The following is a 17258-nucleotide window of genomic DNA, read 5'->3' on the forward strand; positions in this document are numbered from 1 at the left end:
AAACAAAACCTTGTAACATTAACAAGAACGTGTTAAATATACTTAAATTATTCTTTAACGGCTGAAATTATTAAGAGTGGTATACAGATATTTAATTTGGTTACAATCAGCTATAACTAAATATAAATACGCTCATAAACTAGTCAAGATCCAACCATCTTTTTAATCTTAACTTTTTCCGCAATATGGCTATTGGATCAAGCAAACATTTTATCAGAATTAACTTCAAAGCTACACCCCAGACTAAAAAAACAATAAATATAATCACTAAAGACATAATTATAAGGTAGATTAAACAATTATGATCAAAAATATAAAAAAACTCATTATAATTTTATTAAGTCTCAATCTTTTCTTTAGCTTTTCATATCCAAACGAAAGCTTAGCACAGCAAAACACTAAAAAAACTACTCAAAAACAAAAAACAAACAAAAAAGCCGGTTCCAAAAAACAAACAAGCTCTAAAAAGAAAACAAACTCAAAAAAGAAAAAAAGCTCAAAGAAGAAAAAAACTAGTAAAAAATCAAAGAATTCAAGAGCTAAATCCAGTAAAAAAACTCAAGTCGCTCAAGAAAATATAACCACAACCACGCTTAAAGATATTCCGCTCGAGCAAGCTTATAGAAAAAATTCTCAAACCCCTTTAAACCAAGTTTTTTCAACCCCGATTCAAGCCAGAGTTTATCAGGTAAACCAAAACGGTTCACAATGGTTGTTGGAACATAAAAATTACGATATGGCGGCTAAAGCCATAGCTTCTTTAAAACCGAGTCTTGTCAGTAACTTTGTATTTTTTGAAAAAAATGCTCTACCTGACCCGGAAACCCAAGAAACTCTTCAAGAAATAAGAGGAAAAATACGCCAAAACAACCCTAAAACCTATTTTGAAGTTGTTTTGGATATAAATAACTATAAAAGTCCCGAAGAGCTCGTGGCTCATATGCGTAACTTAACCCAAAAGCTTGATTTTGAATCATTTTTTATTCAAGGCCTGGCAGGCAAGCTAGAGCAAAACCCCGAACTTGTTTTTACGGCAATCAGCGAAGCAAAAGCCCAAAATCGCCTTATCGCCACCAATACTACAAACAACTTACCGATCGGCTTGACGGGAATTGACTATATTTATACACCTGTCAAAGATGCCGAACTTTTAACAACTAATATAACTAACCTCAAAACAGAGTTAAATAATAAAAAGACATTGCCCATTCCAATATTGGCAACAACACAAAACAGCTTTGGCAGTAACGGCTTTGTTAAAAGCGACCATAATTTTGTAACCGCTCAAACACCTTCGGAAAGAAGAAAATTATTATTGGCTGTTTCAAAAAAACAAGAAGAATTAGGAATAAATCTTGCTTACCCTCTTTTCTTTCCGCTATACAAAAGTGATATTACTTATGATGCTCTGCGAGATGAATTCATGTATGACACCCTAAAACGTATCATTAAAACTGCCGATGAACATAAAAGCGTTTTCACTAAAGTCGTTTTAGACTAAAACATTAACCTTATCTTTTTTAAGTAACAATATATTATAAAATGACAAGTAACGGCATACGGAGAATATTATGAAAAAATGGCTAAGTATATTACTGATCAGTTTAACAATTATAACTATCGGACTTATCTATTTATTTTCTACAGGTGGATTCGACAAGCTTTATCCCGTAATAGGACAGGCAGTAACACCACCGGTTAACGCCACTTATTCTTTTGGCTTAATAGACCTTAACGCCAAAGATAATTTGCGCGTAAGAGAAAATATGAAGGTCGCAAGCGACAATCAAGGACATTTAAACCTAAGTGTTTTAGACGGAAGACTTTTGGTCAACCTTTTGGGCAACAGCAACCTAACTTTTAAAAATGTACTTTTTGATCAAAAAAACCAAGTTATAAAGCTTGACCCTAAAACATCAGCCGACTTAACTACACAACAAATGATTAAAAAATACCCTGAAATACTCAATAGTTCAATTAGCTTAACCCAAGAGGCAATAAAACCAAGTGATTCTTCAAACGATTTTTTAATAGCTAAACCCAATAAAATAGTGTTTGACAATTTTCAAGGTCTCGTCTTTTTGGAAATTTTCAACCCGATTATTTTGCAAATTGACGGAACGGGTGCACTTGGAAATTCTATTTTAATCAGAGTAGTACAAACAAAAAACGATGATTTTGATCAAAAAGTAAGCAAAGAACCGGTACGCATTTTATTACTTAAGCCTGAAAAGAAAAAAGGGGTCGAAGGCATTCTCTATTTCGGTTCAGAGCAAACTCAAGAAAAATTTGTGGTCGAGGTGTTATCTCCTTATAAAAACATTTACCTTGTAAACAAAAACCACCAATTGATTTTCAATAAAATTCCCGGACAAATAGATTATGAAGCAATTTCAGAAAGCGACCAATCTAATCTCTACAGCCTCTTAGTTTCTCAAAAGGCATGGACAAAAACCGGGGAACAAGACTGGACAACGCCTCAAAAAGACAAACAAAATAAAACTCAACCAAATGGCAATAACACAACCTTTATAAAAGGGTTTATGGAAAAACAACAACAGTAAAAAACAGATAACAATTAATTTTCAAAAAAGCTATTTTCATTTTCCTATAATTATATTATCAACAAAATAAACATTCATCATTGTTAAATATTAAATTGTTAAATATTAAAATAAATTTAAAAGAATACCAGCTCGGAGTTTTTATGCCTGCCAACTCTCAATATATCAAAAACTCAATATTGCTTCTGCTTATTTTATTAATAACCCTTATAAGCGTAAGCTGTAGCTCAAAAAAGAAAAATAAAGAACAAGACGGTGCAAATTATAGTGCAAGCTTTAACCCGCTCTCAAGGGCAGACCCGGGTTATGTGCAATATTTGGAAAAATTATCCATGCTTGGGCAATCAGTCGAAATGGCAAGGATAGTCTCAGGCAGTAATTTATCTTGGCGAACTCCCGCTTCTCCTCCCGACCCTGACGGTTTGTTAAAAATTGCAGACAACTGGATTAATATCCACCCTTATAGCCTTTTATCAGACGGCGGAAAAGGAACTTTCAGCGAGCTTTCAAGCCCACAACTTTGGAGTGCCATGCACAGTGCGGGCTTTCGTGGTTTATTTATCGCTCCAACCAGCACAGCCGGTTCAGTTTGGGCTTATGACCAGAAAAAAAGCCCTACCGGCGATGACGTTATCCAATACACTTTTTCTGATGTAGTAGGCAAAGAAGAAAGTTATCGCAGAATGTTAGCACAAGCCAATAAAAATCAAGCCCTTCTGGGTTTAGACATGATTCCGGCGGCAACAGGCTTGGGACCAGACTTTTTCTTGGCTGCTCGTTGGCACAAAGATTATGCCGGCGTTTATTCAATGGTTGAAGTAGATAAAGCATACTGGGATTTATTGCCAACGGTTGAATCTCAATGGAAAGGCAAAGCCTTAGACTCAACTCAAATTCAAAAGCTTTCCGAAAAAGGTGTTATCCCTTTCGCCCTTGAACAAGACGGTGAAATTACCGGTGCTGATCGAGGTTGGGCGGCTACGGGCTTAATTAACGGAATTGACGGAGCAAACCGTCGCTGGCTTTATCGCTATTACTATTCACCCGAACATGTTGTTATAAACTGGGAAGACCCCTCAGCCACCGCTAAAAGAATTCTCTCCGGTAGTGCCGTGCGTGAAGTCGGAATGCTTGGTGCGGCTTTACTCGGTTTAAATCTCGAACCGCTTCAAGGTTTAGAACCCGAAGCCTCTACTGCTTATTCCGGAGAACCAGCTCTATCGGCGGCAACAAGCATAGGAAGAGAGGTGCGTCGCTACGGAGGTTGGACTTTTTTAAGAGATGAACTTCCTCTTTCACATATCGCAAGTTTTACGGCTGACGGCCCTGATTTTATTTATAACAGCGTTCTAAGCCCTGCGACCGAACACGCCCTTTTAAGCGGAGATGCAACACTCTTGCGTTTCATGATAGACGAGGCCTTACGTTTAAACATTAATTTTAAACATTTAGTTAACACAACGCCAAATAATAACGGCATTTCTTACTCCATGCCACATTTGCTTGATTTAGCAAATCATAACGCTCAAAGCGGAAACGAACAAAGCAGCAAAGCTGAAAGCCTGCGTGCAGAAGTTATCTCTCAAATGAAAGAAAAAGCCGGAGACGGTCAAGACAGAGTACCTTTTAAAAACGAAAGACTCTTAACAACTTCCGCAGGTTTGGCTCTTTTGGCTCTTGATATTCGCAACCCGGAAGAATTAAAACCGGAAATTAAAAAAGAAGCCGAAAAAGGTCTGTTTTTAATGAACTTTTTTAAAGCCATGCAACCCGGGATTTTTATGGTCTCAGGTCAAGACTTAGTCGGAGCCCTTCCGCTACATTGGCAAGCAATGGTTGATCATGTCGAAGAATGGGACGAAGGTTATGCAACACGAGGTGCATACGGTTTATTGCGTACCAGCGGTTCTTTGTTTGTAACCAAAAACGGTATCGCACGCACAAAAACTTTGTTTAGTTCAATAGATGAACAAGTTTATACTCAAGGCTCAATGGTTAACCGCTTGGGCGGATTTTTAAAAGTACGCTCAAACCTTGGTTTGGCAAGGGCTGAAACTTTAGGACGTATCGAAACCAAAGGCGAAGGAAGCGTTGCCGTATTACACAAACTTCCCGATAATGGCGGATATTTTATTACAATAGCTAACTTTTCCAGAACAGGCACAAATGAAACTTTAAATTTAAGCCCCTTTAAAGAACAAATCGGTTCTATCATCAAGGCTGAAAATATTGAAGATAATACCAAAAACCCAAGCGTAAACGGCTCACAACTTAACGTAAGCTTAGGTGCATGGCAAGGTATGGCAATTTTGTTAAAAACTAAATAAATTTAGCCTGTTATCTTTTTAAGAGAGGCAATATGACAAAACATACTCAAGCCGGGAACAAAGCCCCTCAAGAGCTGTTGATTGATACAGAACAATTAATTAACGCTTATTACGAAAAAAAACCAAATATCGAACAAGCGAATGAACGTATCAGCTTTGGAACTTCGGGGCATAGAGGTTCTTCTTTTGAAACAAGCTTTAATGAAGACCATGTTAAAGCCATGGCGTTAGCTGTTTGCGAATTTCGAAAACAAAACGGAATAGAAGGGCCCCTGTTTATGGGAATGGATACTCATGCCCTTTCCGAACCTGCTCATAAAACCACCTTGGAAGTCTTGGCGGCTTATGATGTGAATGTGTGTATTCACCAAGGGAACAACTTTACTCCAACTCCGATTATTTCTTATTCGATTTTACAACACAACAAAAACCTGCCTGCCGACAGCACAAAAAAAGCAGACGGAATTGTGATTACCCCCTCTCACAACCCTCCTGCTGATGGTGGTTTTAAATATAACCCACCAAACGGAGGCCCGGCCGATACCTCCGTTACCGCTTGGATAGAAAAAAGAGCCAACGAATTTCTCAAATCAGGCACAAATAAAATTAAACAAAAAGATAGTAAACAAGCTATAAAAAGCGGACAAGTAAAAGAGCTTGATCTTATCAGCCCTTATGTCAAAGATTTAAAAAATATTCTCAACCTCGATCAAGTTAAAGCTTCCGGTTTGCATATTGGAGCAGACCCCTTGGGCGGCTCAAGCATGGCTTATTGGGAACCTATCGCCGAATATTATGGTTTAGATATTACTGTTGTAAATAAAGAAATTGACCCGCGTTTTGCCTTTATGCCTCTTGATAAAGACGGTAAAATTCGCATGGATTGTTCTTCAGAATACGCTATGGCAGGGCTTTTGGAGCTTAAAGATAAGTTTGACCTTGCCTTTGCCAACGACCCTGATGCCGATCGCCACGGAATTGTTACCCCAAACGGCTTAATGAACCCTAATCATTACCTCTCGGTTGCGGTTTGGTATTTATGTCAAAACCGCCCTCTTTGGTCAAAAAACAGTGGAATCGGGAAAACTCTAGTTAGTAGCAGCATGCTTGATCGAGTCGCAAAAGCACTGGGGCGTAAGCTCTATGAAGTGCCTGTAGGCTTTAAATGGTTTGTTTCCGGTCTTTTGAACGGAGAATATCTCTTTGGCGGAGAAGAAAGTGCCGGTGCTTCATTTTTGCGTAAAGACGGTACTGTCTGGACAACAGATAAAGACGGTATTTTACTCAATCTTTTAGCAGCAGAAATAACGGCGGTTTCAGGTAAAACGCCCGCAAAACTTTACCTTGAACTAACCGAAAAGTTTGGAACACCCATATATCAACGATTAGATGCCCCTGCCAACCCCACGCAAAAAAAAGTATTAAGCAATTTAGACCCAAAGCTAGTTACAGCCACACGCCTCGCCGGCGATAAAATAACGGCAATTTTAACGAAAGCTCCCGGAAATAATGCCGCAATAGGCGGTTTAAAGGTAGTAACTGATCAAGGTTGGTTCGCCGCTCGCCCTTCGGGAACCGAAAATATTTACAAAATTTATACCGAAAGCTTTAAAGACCAAGCCCACTTGAAACAAATTCAAGAAGAAGCCCAAGCCCTAGTCAACCAAACTTTTAAAAATGCCGGTGTGCTTTAACTTTGAGAAATAAAAATGGTAAAAAAGATATAATGCACAAAAAATTTTACAAATAATTATAGAGAATCATTAAATATATTTCTTTGTAAGCACGTTTTTGCTTTTAAAACTTACAAAACAATTAAACCCTAATAATTTAAAATGATACAAGTTAAGTTGCTTTAAAATTCATTTTATTCACTTTTTAACTTTAATCAAAATGTACTTTAATTTTGAGAAAGACGAAGAGTTTAAAAATATATTTCATAGAAAATTTATATCAGTAATTATAAGTAATAATTCAACATTCTCCTTTATAGACAAGTTTTTTACTTTTATAACTTGCAAAATAATTAAAAACTTATTATACTGATATTAATAATAACTATTATTTATAAGCTAAATAAAATTAGCACAAACTAACCGCAATAATTTAAAATGATACAAGTTAAGTTGCTTTAAAATTCATTTTATTCACTTTTTAACTTTAATCAAAATGTACTTTAATTTTGAGAAAGACGAAGAGTTTAAAAATATATTTCATAGAAAATTTCTATCAGTAATTATAAGTAATAATTCAATATTTTTCTTTACGAGCAAGTTTTTTACTTTTATAACTTGCAAAATAATTAAAAACTTATTATATTAATAATAACTATTATTTATAAACCAAATCAAATTAGTACAAACTAACCGCAATAATTTAAAATGATACAAGTTAAGTTGCTTTAAAATTCATTTTATTCACTTTTTAACTTTAATCAAAAGGAGCTATATTATGAAATCACTAAAAGGTACTAAAACAGAAGTTAATATCCTGACTGCTTTTGCAGGTGAGTCTCAGGCTCGCAATCGTTATACTTTTTTTGCCGGTAAAGCCAAAAAAGACGGCTTTGTCCAAATATCAAATCTATTCTTGGAAACCGCCGATCAAGAAAAAGAACATGCCGAACGCTTATTTAAGTTGCTTGAAGGTGGCGAAGTTCAAATTACCGGTTCTTTCCCTGCCGGAATTATTACCAACACTCACGACAACCTGATTGAAGCGGCCGGCGGAGAGCATTATGAACATACCATAATGTATCCAAGCTTTGCTAAAATTGCAGAAGAAGAAGGCTTTGGTTCTATTGCACAAATATTTAAAAATATTGCTGTTGCCGAACAACTTCACGAAAAACGCTATCTCCAATTTGCAAAAAACATTAAAGAAGGACGCGTCTTTAAGTGTGAACAAAAAGCTACTTGGTATTGTCGTAACTGTGGCTTTACTTACGAAGGAACGGAAGCTGTCGATCGTTGCCCTGCTTGCGATCATGATAAAGCCTATTTTCAACTGCTTCACAACTGCTGTTGTTAATTTGCAAATTATATAGGAGAATTTTATGGCTACAGATCCTAAAAAATTAAGATATTGTCCGGTTGCAAACTGTGGATATTTTTATGACCCCGAACGTGGCGACCGCAAAGGAAAAATCCCTAAAGGCGTTGAGTTTGATGACTTACCTGAAACTTGGGTTTGTCCGGTTTGCGGTGCATCTAAAAAATTGTTTGAACAACGCTATTTTTAAAAACAAACAAAAGAGACTCTCAAAGTCGGTTGAAACTTCGGTTTTGACCGACTTTTTTTATTGAGTTTATTTATTTTTTATAAAAAGACTTAAAATAACTTTTATCACTTTACTAAACAAGGCGAACTTAATAATATTCACTTTGAGACTATTGAACTATAGACTCAAAGTGGTTTTTCTGAGTTAAGACGTTTTATGCTATGTGAATGCAGAGTATAAAACGATGATAAAAGAACGCAAAACGTCGTTTTGCAATGGTCTTACTTTAGTTTTTTATCCTTTAACCTTTTTGTATTTTAAAAATCGGCACTCTTTATGAATGAAATTATTATTTTTTTTGCTCCGCTACTTAAAGAAAAAAAGACAGAAAATCTTTACGGGGTTATCTTAGGGCTTTTTATCTATTTTATTTTTTATTTTGTTGCAAAATTTGTAGAATTTAACTTTGAACAAATACAAGACTGGCTATCTCTTAAACCAATGATTATTTTTTGGGTTTTAGGTTTTTTATTTCTTTGCTTTGCAAAAATGTTTGAAAAATTTAAAATCTCATTCCTTCTTGAGGGGTTTGGGCGATATGTTATTCATATAAACCTTCAAATTACCTGTATATTATTGGGAATTGTCTTGGGTATAGCCTTTGCTACCCCCTCAGAAATTTTACTTTGGATAACAGTCGTTTACGCCTTTATTTTATATATTTTCGCTCTTTTCCTTTATGGTTTAGCAGAGCCAAACGGCTTTATTGATAATTTTTTTAAATAACTAAGTTAAGATTGCTTTAGATAAAAAGTCAGAAATTTTACTTTGGAGACAAAATGAATATTTTAGTAACCGGCGGTGCCGGATATATAGGCTCGCATACCTGTAAAGCCTTGGCATTATCAGGGCATAACCCCATAACCTATGATAACTTGTCAACCGGGCATAAAGAATTGGTCAAATGGGGCGTCTTTGAATATGGCGATATTTTAGACAACTCAAGGTTACAAACTGTTATTAAAAAACACAAAATTAACGGTGTAATCCACTTTGCAGCGTTATCAACTGTTGGAGAATCAGTTAACGAACCCAATAAATATTATTATAATAATGTTGCAGGAACTTTAAGCTTATTGGAAGCCATGCGTTTACAAGCAGTTTCGCATATTGTTGTTTCAAGTACCTGTTCCGTATATGGTGCGGTAAAAGAAACGCCAATTGCCGAAACCGCCCCCGTTAAACCGATTAATCCTTACGGAACGAGTAAAGCCACTATGGAATATATGTTGGCTGATTATTATAAAGCCTTCGGCATGGGGTCTGTTGCATTACGCTATTTTAATGCCGCCGGTGCTGATAAAAACCAAGAAACAGGAGAATGGCACGATCCTGAAACCCACTTAATCCCTAGGGTTATTATGGCGGCATGGCACGATATTCCGGAATTGCAAATCTTTGGAAACGATTACCCTACTCCTGATGGAACTTGCATCAGAGACTATATTCACGTTGAAGATCTGGCAGATGCACACGTCAAGGCAATGAATTTATTGATAAAAAACAACGAGCTTTTAACTCTTAACCTTGGGACGGGAACAGGGTATTCCGTACAAGAAATTTTAAATGCCACAGCAAAAATATTAAATAAGAATATTCCCCATTCTTTTGTGCAACGCCGAGACGGAGACCCCGCCGCTTTAGTAGCTCAAAGCGACAAAGCACAAACTATACTAGATTGGAAACCACAGCGTTCGGATTTAGAAAATATTTTAATCGGTGCTGCCAAGTGGTATGAAAAAATTAGAGATAAATAATTGATATAAATTATTGTTTCACGAAAGCAAAAGAATAAAAAAATTACCCTAAACTAGATAAGAAGAATAGGCTTTAGCTAATTTTAGCGAATATACTGCTCTAAGAGAATTCTTGCTTTACCGGCAAAGGTTTGCATATCTAAATTAGAGTCTACACCTGCGGCGGCTTTGTGTCCGCCTCCGCCAAGTTCAAAGGCTATTTGTTGAACATTTATGACCCCGTCTGAGCGAAAACTGGCCTTTACTGTTCCGTCTTTTCTTTCTCTGATCATGAGAACCGCTTTAACACCTTTTAAATGTCGCAAGAAAGACGCATATCCCTCAAGGTCTTCCGAAGTTGTTTGTGTATCTTCAAAATAAGCATGAGGTATTTTGCTGATTGCAACTTTTCCGCCTGAGCAAAGTTCCAACTCTTGCCACAAACGTCCCCAAAGTTGCATACGGTTTAAGGTCCATGTATTACTCAACTTTTCGGTAAATTCACGAATATTTAACCCGTTTTTAATAACACGAGCACCCATTTCAAGACTTTTGGCGGTTGTGCTTGGATAAGCAAAAGCTCCGGTATCTGTATAAATTCCTAAAAAAACTCCAATACCTATTTCATCTTTCAATTCAAGACCCAAGGATTCGATTAACTCGCCAATGATAAATGCCGTAGCCGGAGCGTCGGATTCGACAATATTTAGATCTCCAAATTCAGAATTTCCAAAGTGATGATCAATATTTACAACAACAATATCCTTCCAAGGCAATGTCTTTTTATTTTGCAACAAAGGTAAAAGTTCTCTGCCCGTGCGAGACTCATCTCCACAATCAAGAGTAATCAACAATTCTGCCGGGAAATCTTTAAGCTTGTTAAGTTCATTGTCCAATACGCAAGGCAGTGGCACCCATGAAAAGTTTTCAGGTTGAACACTCTGGTTATATAAACGAACAGTCTTTCCAAGAGCAATCAAGGCATAAGCCAAAGCCGCCATTGAACCCAACGCATCTCCGTCGGGAGAGTAATGCGTAACAAGAATGATATTGTTATATTTTTGTATCGCTTGAAAAAGCTCGGGATATTTATTTTTCATTTGTGTTTATCTCAAAAATTACAGGTTAAAAAAAGAAAACGCTTGGTTTAAGCACCAAAAATCTCAATATCGCTGTAAGTCATTTCTTCAGGACAAACCGCTTCCATCATCAATAAACATTTATCCAAGCGACTGCGTAGGTGTCTTTGATCATTTGACACAGACACAACGGCTAAAGATAATAGATCTAAAATATCTTGAGAATCAATTTCTGCAACAGATACATTAAATTTATTGCGTACTTTTTGCTTTAAGCTATTTGAAATACGCCTTTTTCCTTTTAAAGAATCATTACCATGTAAGGTAAATTCAACGTTTAATACACCAATAAACATGATTATTTAATATTATACTGTTATAATTCCTAAAGCACTGGCGTATCCGACTCCAAACCCGGCAAGCAACATCTTGTCTCCGGCTTTTATGCGTCCTTGTTTCATATAATTAGCCAGCAAAAATGGAATACTTGAAGAACCCGTATTCCCACAATCTTTTAAAAATAAGTGGAATTTCTCGTTTGGAATTTCACATTTTTGCCTTAAACTTTCAAGCATAAAAGCGTTAGCTTGGTGAAAGACAAAATGGTCAATATCATTTATCATTAAATTTGCTTTTTCAAGAGTATTACTTACAAGCGGAGGCAAAGAACGTAAAGTATAAGTATAAACCTCTCTCCCGTTCATATAAAGATTTTCTAAAGTACGCATTCCGTCTTCCAAAACTTTATCATGCAACTTATCTTTAACAACTTGATTTTTTCTTGTACCACTAACAGGAACAAGCAAAGCCTCAAGCCCACGCCCGTCTGTTGAAAAGATAAAGTGATCAATAAACGCCTCTTCCGCTTCTTCCGCACTAATAAAAGTTGCAGTTGCTCCGTCGCCGAACAAAGGGCGAACCGAACGATCTTTGGGGTTTATATAACGGCTGTAAGTATCACCTGTAACAAACAAAATATTTTTGCTTTGACCGCTTTCAATTAAGGCTTTGGCTAAATGTAAACCATAAACATAACCCGAACAACCGTGGGTATAATCAAAAGCTTTAATACTGGTCGAAAGCCCCAAACGGTCTTGTAATAAACAAGAGTTTGGAGGAAGAACGTAATCAGGGCTTTGAGTGCAAAAAATCAAACAATCAATATCTTCTTTTTTACATACACCCGAATCAAAAAGTTGGTTACAGGCAACAACCGCAAGGTCGAGGGCGGTTTCATTTTCATCAGCGATATACCTGTTTTCTATTCCTGTTTTTGCGGCTATTTTATCAACATTCCACTCGGGAAAAGCCTTATTAAGTTCGATATTATCTAAAAGTATTTTCGGTTTATAAGATTCTATATGTTTTATTCTGGCAAATTTGTTTTTCATAATCAATATATTGTATTCTAAAATGTTTTTATTCAAATTCGTAATAAAGACCATTGCAAAACTCTGTTTTGCGTGCTTTTATTATCGTTTGATGCTCTGTATCACATAGCATCAAACGTTTTAAGACACAAAAACCACTCATTTTACAGGAACATTAAATTTTCCTTATTCGTATTGTTTGGAGTGCCTTTCTAGCGAAAGCCACTTTGAGACTATTGTGCAAGAGTCTCAAATAAATTAAAAATTAATTTTTACATAAAGAAAATTTACTGTCAACATAAGTTTATTTCCGAGCTTTGTTGTCTCGCCTAAATAAAGAGGTAAAACCTGAATTTGCCTGAATATGATTGACTCAAAACAAAATTCTGGCTACAAATAGGTTAGATTTATATAAAGTTAAAGACCATTGCAAAACTTCGTTTTACGTGCTTTTATCATCGTTTTATCCTTTGTATAAAATCGCATAAAACGTCTTAAGCCACAAAAAAACAGACCTTAACAATATTAAATAAGCAGTAGTATTAACATGAAACAAAAAATAGTCTTGGCTTCTCACAATAAAAATAAAATATCAGAATTTAAACAAATGTTTCAAAATACAGACTTTGAGTTAGTCGGACTTGATGAATTTCCTGACCTACCCGAAGTTGAAGAAACCGGAACAAGTTTTGAAGAAAATGCCAAACTCAAGTCGAGGGCTGTGGCAAAATATACCGGATTAATCGCACTGGCAGACGATTCCGGAATTTCCGTAAAAGCGTTAAACGGAGCTCCCGGAGTATATTCGGCTCGATACAGTGCCGAAAACGGACAGCCGGCAACAACAGAAAAAAATAATGCCAAACTTTTATCCGCCCTTAAAGGATTAAAAGGAAAAGATAGAGCGGCTTGTTTCGTTTGTGTTATTTCCGTTACTACACCTAAAGGCGATGAAATGTTGGTTAGAGGCGAGTGGGAAGGACAAATTTTAGAAACGCCACAAGGCTCAAACGGTTTTGGCTATGACCCTTTAATGTATATTTCCGAGTGTGGCTGTTCGGCGGCCGAGCTTTCCGCTGATCAAAAAAATGCAATCAGCCATAGAGGTAAGGCCTTAAATTTATTTAAAGAACAGTGGAATGCCTTTGCTCAAAAACACCTAAAAAAATAAAAATCACTTAGTAAAAACTCATAACTTAATATTTAATTAGGAGAAAAAAATGAAAGCTACAAATAAATTAATTTTTGCGGTCTTAACCCTAGCCATTTTGTTTACGTCTTTATCTTCCGCCCTTGCTCAAACAAATATCAAACAAACCCCAGCCCCTCAAGAAACAAGTCCAAGCCCCATACCCGACAACCCCAATAAAATAAAAGAGGACAGAGCTTCAATCTCTGTAGAACATGAGGGAAATGACAATATCGGTGCAAAATTGGCATTCATGTTAAAAGAAAGCTTTAATACCAGTAGCCTTTTTGAACTTGGCAACAAAACTCCGCAAATAATTATTTTAGTTTCAACCGCACCGGAATTTGAAGAGCGTCCTAATATCGGTTCGGTTTATTCCGTTACTTGGGTATTTTCTCAAGGTGGCAACACCCTACGTTTTTATATTGGACGTGAAGTCGGAACAACAGACCTTGAAGGTTTATCGGGTCTTGTTTCAAAAATTCTCGAACGCACTTACGGGCTTTCGCAAAAATATAACTATTTATTAAAAAAATAATTCTTTTTTAATAAACACTGAAAATATATCAACGCTTTATATTTCATAAAAAATAAATAAAAAATATTTTTAAACTTTTTTTAGAGATTAGCTTGCAATATTTTCAACTCTTTTGTATTTTAGAACAAAGACTGTCAGGATAAGCTCGTCTTCCTTAAAAACATCGAAAAAAAGAGCCATAAAATGAGTACGTTAAACATTGATGCAGCCTTAAAAAGCCTTGGTGGCAATAAAAAGTTGTTAAATAAAGTCATGATAAAATTTATTGACGGCTATGAACAAGCCGACAAAGTGTTGCTTGAGCACCTTACAAAAGGCGAAATAGCCGAGGCAGAGCGTTATACTCATACGCTTAAAGGCTTAGCCGGAACCATTGGTGCAGACGACTTTAGAGAACAACTCACAACGCTTGAAGCGGCTTTACATGCCGGGCAAAGCATTGATGATAGTGTTACTATGGCGAAAAATATTTCTCCCATATTAAAACAAGTAATAGAAGACTGCCGATCTATTAGCCAAACCTTAGCTTAAGATATTTTTATCCATATCGACTTTTTGTCGCCGTCTATTTAATATTGAGAAAAAAATATTTCTCTGCTTTTGTCTAAAAAACAGTACCAAGGAGCTTCCTATGCGTCAAGTTACCGTTACTGAACATTTGCTTACTCACCAAAGTATGTCGGCATCTGCGACCGGGCGTTTTACAAGTTTGTTAAACGAATTAATACTCTCCGCTAAAATTATTTCTCGAAGCGTTAATAAAGCCGGTCTTCTTGATGTTTTAGGCGGAACAGGTGAAGTCAACGTTCAAGGTGAACAAGTTCAAAAACTTGATGAATTTGCCAACAGTATCCTGATTCACCGCATGAAAAGAGCCGGGGTTTTATGTGCTATGGCATCAGAAGAAAATGCCGACCTGATACCTGTACCCGAAAAATTTCAACGCGGCAGTTATATGTTGGTTTTTGACCCTCTTGACGGTTCTTCAAATATTGATGTTAATATTAACGTTGGTACTATTTTTTCTATTTTAAAACGCAAAGACAATTCCGATAAAGAGGTTTCTTTGTCTGAAATTTTACAAGCAGGCGTAGAACAAGTCGCCGCCGGTTATTTTTTATACGGTCCTTCTACTATGATGGTTTATACGACCGGGCGAGGTGTAAACGGCTTTACCCTAGACCCAAGTGTTGGAGAATTTTTATTGTCCCACCCCAATATGCGTATTCCCGAAGATGGTAAAATTTATTCGGTAAACGAAGGTAACCAAATGTATTGGGATACTCCGACTAAAGAAATAATGGAAACTTTCAGAAGCAAACAAAATAAACTTGGAAAACCATATTCTTTAAGATATGTCGGTTCGTTAGTCGCCGATTTTCATAGAACCTTACTTTATGGCGGAATATTTCTTTATCCCATGGATCATAAAGACCCAAATAAACCATCGGGAAAACTACGTTTGATGTGTGAAGCTTCTCCTCTATCAATGGTTGCCGAACAAGCAGGAGGCTTGGGTTCAGATGGCTCTGGACGTATTTTGGACATTAAACCCGATATGTTGCACCAAAGAGTTCCTTTGATTATTGGCTCAAAAAATGATGTACAGTTTTGTATTGATCATTATAAAAAAGCTTCAAATTAAATTACTAGTTACGTTTTAAAGATAACATAAAACACTAACTAGACTAGATATATAAAAAGTACAACATCTAGAAATGTTTTTTGAAATACCTTCCCCAATAATTTAATAGCCCATGTTGCACTTTTAACAACCCACTTGTAACACAAAATCAAAAGAACAGTGATGAAAATAAAAACAAGATATAAGTTTTTGCTTTGTATCTTACTGATTATAATATTCTTTTATGGGAAAACCTACTTCGACAGCAAAGCTCAACCAGCCGATTATGCAGCAGAAGGAAGTGAGTGGTTAACACTATCTGGAGAAAAACCGCCAGAAATGCAACTACTTTTTTATGCAAACTACCTTTCTCTCTCAGATCAATGCATGGATGCAGCACCAATGTTTCACCCCACTCAGTCTGGATTTCACCGTGCCCAGAGGGATTATCGAAGTTACCCAGAGACTAAAGATAACAGCTATATTTATAAGGTGCCACTAACATTGCATAAAGGTTCCTGCGACTGGAAACTTAGCTCTTTAAAGGTATTTAGAGTTCGACAAAATGAGAAATGGGACAAGATACTAACTCTCTTCCTTCCTTATTCCGACTTTGAAATAGAAAAGAGCCTAAAAGAAAATACAAGTATTGATTGCACCCAATGGCGTACTGATGATGACTATCCCTATGGTGATATATTGCAATGTAAAGCTCGCAATATAGAATCAGGCGAGGAAATAGAAGGAGTATATAATACTGAGACACCTTGGCTACATCTTAATACAAATCGTTTTCGTAACGTAACTGTAAACTTTAAACCTATTGTAAAACTAGAACGTAATTGTGCTGGTGATGTGGTGGTCGTAGAATAAAAAGAGTTTTAAGCGATGAAGACTTAACTTAAAGATTAAATTAGGCTTATTCTCTTTGCCCTTTCCGTTCCCACCAGCTCATATCTTGCCCCTCAAACCACCAAGCACTATGGTCTCTTTGCATAATATCTTTAGCAAGTTCAATGCTGTATTCTAACTTTAAACGTTCAATACAACACTTAGCCCACGCCTCTGCATAAGTATTTCCCAAATCTTTTTCTCGTTTTAAGTTTAACAAAAGGTCAAGTTGATCGGCATCATGGGTAATTTGTGCTTCAAGAGTTTTATTCTCAACCAGTTCCTGCCAAAGCGGAAGTAGATGTTTGGCGAGGTCTTGGTCTTTTACAGCATCTTTAAAAGCGGCATCAGCATCTATCTTTGCATAAAGTTTGTTGACATAATTTAAGTCTCCCGTTCTTGCTTCATGAAAATCATGATAAAGACAAAGCTGCATGGTGTGTAAGGGGTTGGCATTCAGCTTTAACGCCATGCTCTGTCCAATAATTGCAACTCTGAAAGAATGGTCGGCGACGCTTTCTTTCCCGCTTCCCAAAAACGCATAACCGGAGCGAGGAGTATGTCTTAACATTCCGGCTTCAAATAAAAAATCAACCAAATCATTATTATTTTTTGTCATTGTTTTTCTTTGCTATTGTTAAAATTTGTTTAAATTGATAA

The 17258-nt window shown here is 36.4% G+C and carries 17 protein-coding genes; 13 read left to right on the forward strand and 4 right to left on the reverse strand.

Features of this window, described 5'->3' with window-relative positions; all coding sequences use genetic code 11:
- Positions 1–301 precede the first annotated feature (301 nt).
- From BT999_RS02960 to galE, 8 genes are all read left to right on the forward strand, one after another.
- Entirely contained in the window at positions 302–1501 is a 1200-nt protein-coding gene (locus tag BT999_RS02960) for a hypothetical protein (RefSeq protein WP_072696286.1), read from the forward strand.
- Positions 1502–1571: 70 nt separating this feature from the next.
- On the forward strand, positions 1572–2564 hold the full coding sequence (locus BT999_RS02965) for a hypothetical protein (protein WP_072696287.1): 993 nt from the start codon (positions 1572–1574) through the stop codon (positions 2562–2564).
- 143 nt (positions 2565–2707) lie between these two features.
- Complete coding sequence (locus tag BT999_RS02970; protein ID WP_072696288.1) at positions 2708–4891, forward strand: hypothetical protein; 2184 nt, start codon at positions 2708–2710, stop codon at positions 4889–4891.
- A 32-nt stretch (positions 4892–4923) separates the two neighbouring features.
- On the forward strand, positions 4924–6585 hold the full coding sequence (pgm, locus tag BT999_RS02975; RefSeq protein ID WP_072696289.1) for a phosphoglucomutase (alpha-D-glucose-1,6-bisphosphate-dependent): 1662 nt from the start codon (positions 4924–4926) through the stop codon (positions 6583–6585).
- A gap of 757 nt (positions 6586–7342) precedes the next feature.
- Positions 7343–7921, forward strand: a complete 579-nt coding sequence (rbr, locus tag BT999_RS02980) for a rubrerythrin (RefSeq protein ID WP_072696290.1) — start codon at positions 7343–7345, stop codon at positions 7919–7921.
- 25 nt (positions 7922–7946) lie between these two features.
- A complete protein-coding gene (locus BT999_RS02985) occupies positions 7947–8132 on the forward strand; it encodes a rubredoxin (RefSeq protein WP_072696291.1) in 186 nt (61 codons plus the stop codon).
- A gap of 315 nt (positions 8133–8447) precedes the next feature.
- Positions 8448–8897 carry a hypothetical protein gene (locus tag BT999_RS02990; RefSeq protein ID WP_072696292.1) on the forward strand — a complete coding sequence of 150 codons (450 nt, stop codon included), beginning with the start codon at positions 8448–8450 and terminating at the stop codon, positions 8895–8897.
- 53 nt (positions 8898–8950) lie between these two features.
- Positions 8951–9928: a UDP-glucose 4-epimerase GalE gene (gene galE / locus BT999_RS02995; RefSeq protein ID WP_072696293.1), complete on the forward strand. Its 978-nt coding sequence runs from the start codon at positions 8951–8953 to the stop codon at positions 9926–9928.
- An 83-nt stretch (positions 9929–10011) separates the two neighbouring features.
- Here the strand turns inward: galE and BT999_RS03000 are convergent, their stop codons facing one another.
- The 3 genes from BT999_RS03000 to BT999_RS03010 are packed head-to-tail and all read right to left on the reverse strand — an operon-like array spanning position 10012 to position 12377.
- On the reverse strand, positions 10012–11007 hold the full coding sequence (locus BT999_RS03000) for a DHH family phosphoesterase (RefSeq protein WP_072696294.1): 996 nt from the start codon (positions 11005–11007) through the stop codon (positions 10012–10014).
- A gap of 47 nt (positions 11008–11054) precedes the next feature.
- A complete protein-coding gene (locus BT999_RS03005) occupies positions 11055–11342 on the reverse strand; it encodes a DUF503 domain-containing protein (protein ID WP_072696295.1) in 288 nt (95 codons plus the stop codon).
- Between the two features lie 12 nt (positions 11343–11354).
- Positions 11355–12377, reverse strand: a complete 1023-nt coding sequence (locus BT999_RS03010) for a ketoacyl-ACP synthase III (protein WP_072696640.1) — start codon at positions 12375–12377, stop codon at positions 11355–11357.
- A gap of 526 nt (positions 12378–12903) precedes the next feature.
- On the opposite strand from BT999_RS03010, the gene BT999_RS03015 reads away from it, so the two are divergent.
- The 5 genes from BT999_RS03015 to BT999_RS12375 all read left to right on the forward strand — a co-directional run bounded on the left by BT999_RS03015 (position 12904) and on the right by BT999_RS12375 (position 16580).
- Positions 12904–13527 carry an XTP/dITP diphosphatase gene (locus BT999_RS03015; protein ID WP_072696296.1) on the forward strand — a complete coding sequence of 208 codons (624 nt, stop codon included), beginning with the start codon at positions 12904–12906 and terminating at the stop codon, positions 13525–13527.
- A gap of 49 nt (positions 13528–13576) precedes the next feature.
- Complete coding sequence (locus BT999_RS03020) at positions 13577–14083, forward strand: hypothetical protein (RefSeq protein ID WP_072696297.1); 507 nt, start codon at positions 13577–13579, stop codon at positions 14081–14083.
- Between the two features lie 183 nt (positions 14084–14266).
- Positions 14267–14614 (forward strand): Hpt domain-containing protein, encoded by a 348-nt coding sequence (locus tag BT999_RS03025; RefSeq protein ID WP_072696298.1) that lies wholly within the window; start codon positions 14267–14269, stop codon positions 14612–14614.
- A 100-nt stretch (positions 14615–14714) separates the two neighbouring features.
- Positions 14715–15728: a class 1 fructose-bisphosphatase gene (fbp, locus tag BT999_RS03030; RefSeq protein ID WP_072696299.1), complete on the forward strand. Its 1014-nt coding sequence runs from the start codon at positions 14715–14717 to the stop codon at positions 15726–15728.
- Positions 15729–16211: 483 nt separating this feature from the next.
- Positions 16212–16580: a hypothetical protein gene (locus BT999_RS12375; protein WP_143145485.1), complete on the forward strand. Its 369-nt coding sequence runs from the start codon at positions 16212–16214 to the stop codon at positions 16578–16580.
- A 46-nt stretch (positions 16581–16626) separates the two neighbouring features.
- Here BT999_RS12375 and BT999_RS03040 read toward each other — a convergent pair whose 3' ends face one another.
- Positions 16627–17217, reverse strand: a complete 591-nt coding sequence (locus BT999_RS03040) for an HD domain-containing protein (RefSeq protein WP_072696301.1) — start codon at positions 17215–17217, stop codon at positions 16627–16629.
- Positions 17218–17258 lie beyond the last annotated feature (41 nt).

The sequence above is a fragment of the Desulfovibrio litoralis DSM 11393 genome, assembly GCF_900143255.1.
In the GTDB taxonomy this organism is placed as follows: Bacteria; Desulfobacterota; Desulfovibrionia; order Desulfovibrionales; family Desulfovibrionaceae; genus Frigididesulfovibrio_A; species Frigididesulfovibrio_A litoralis.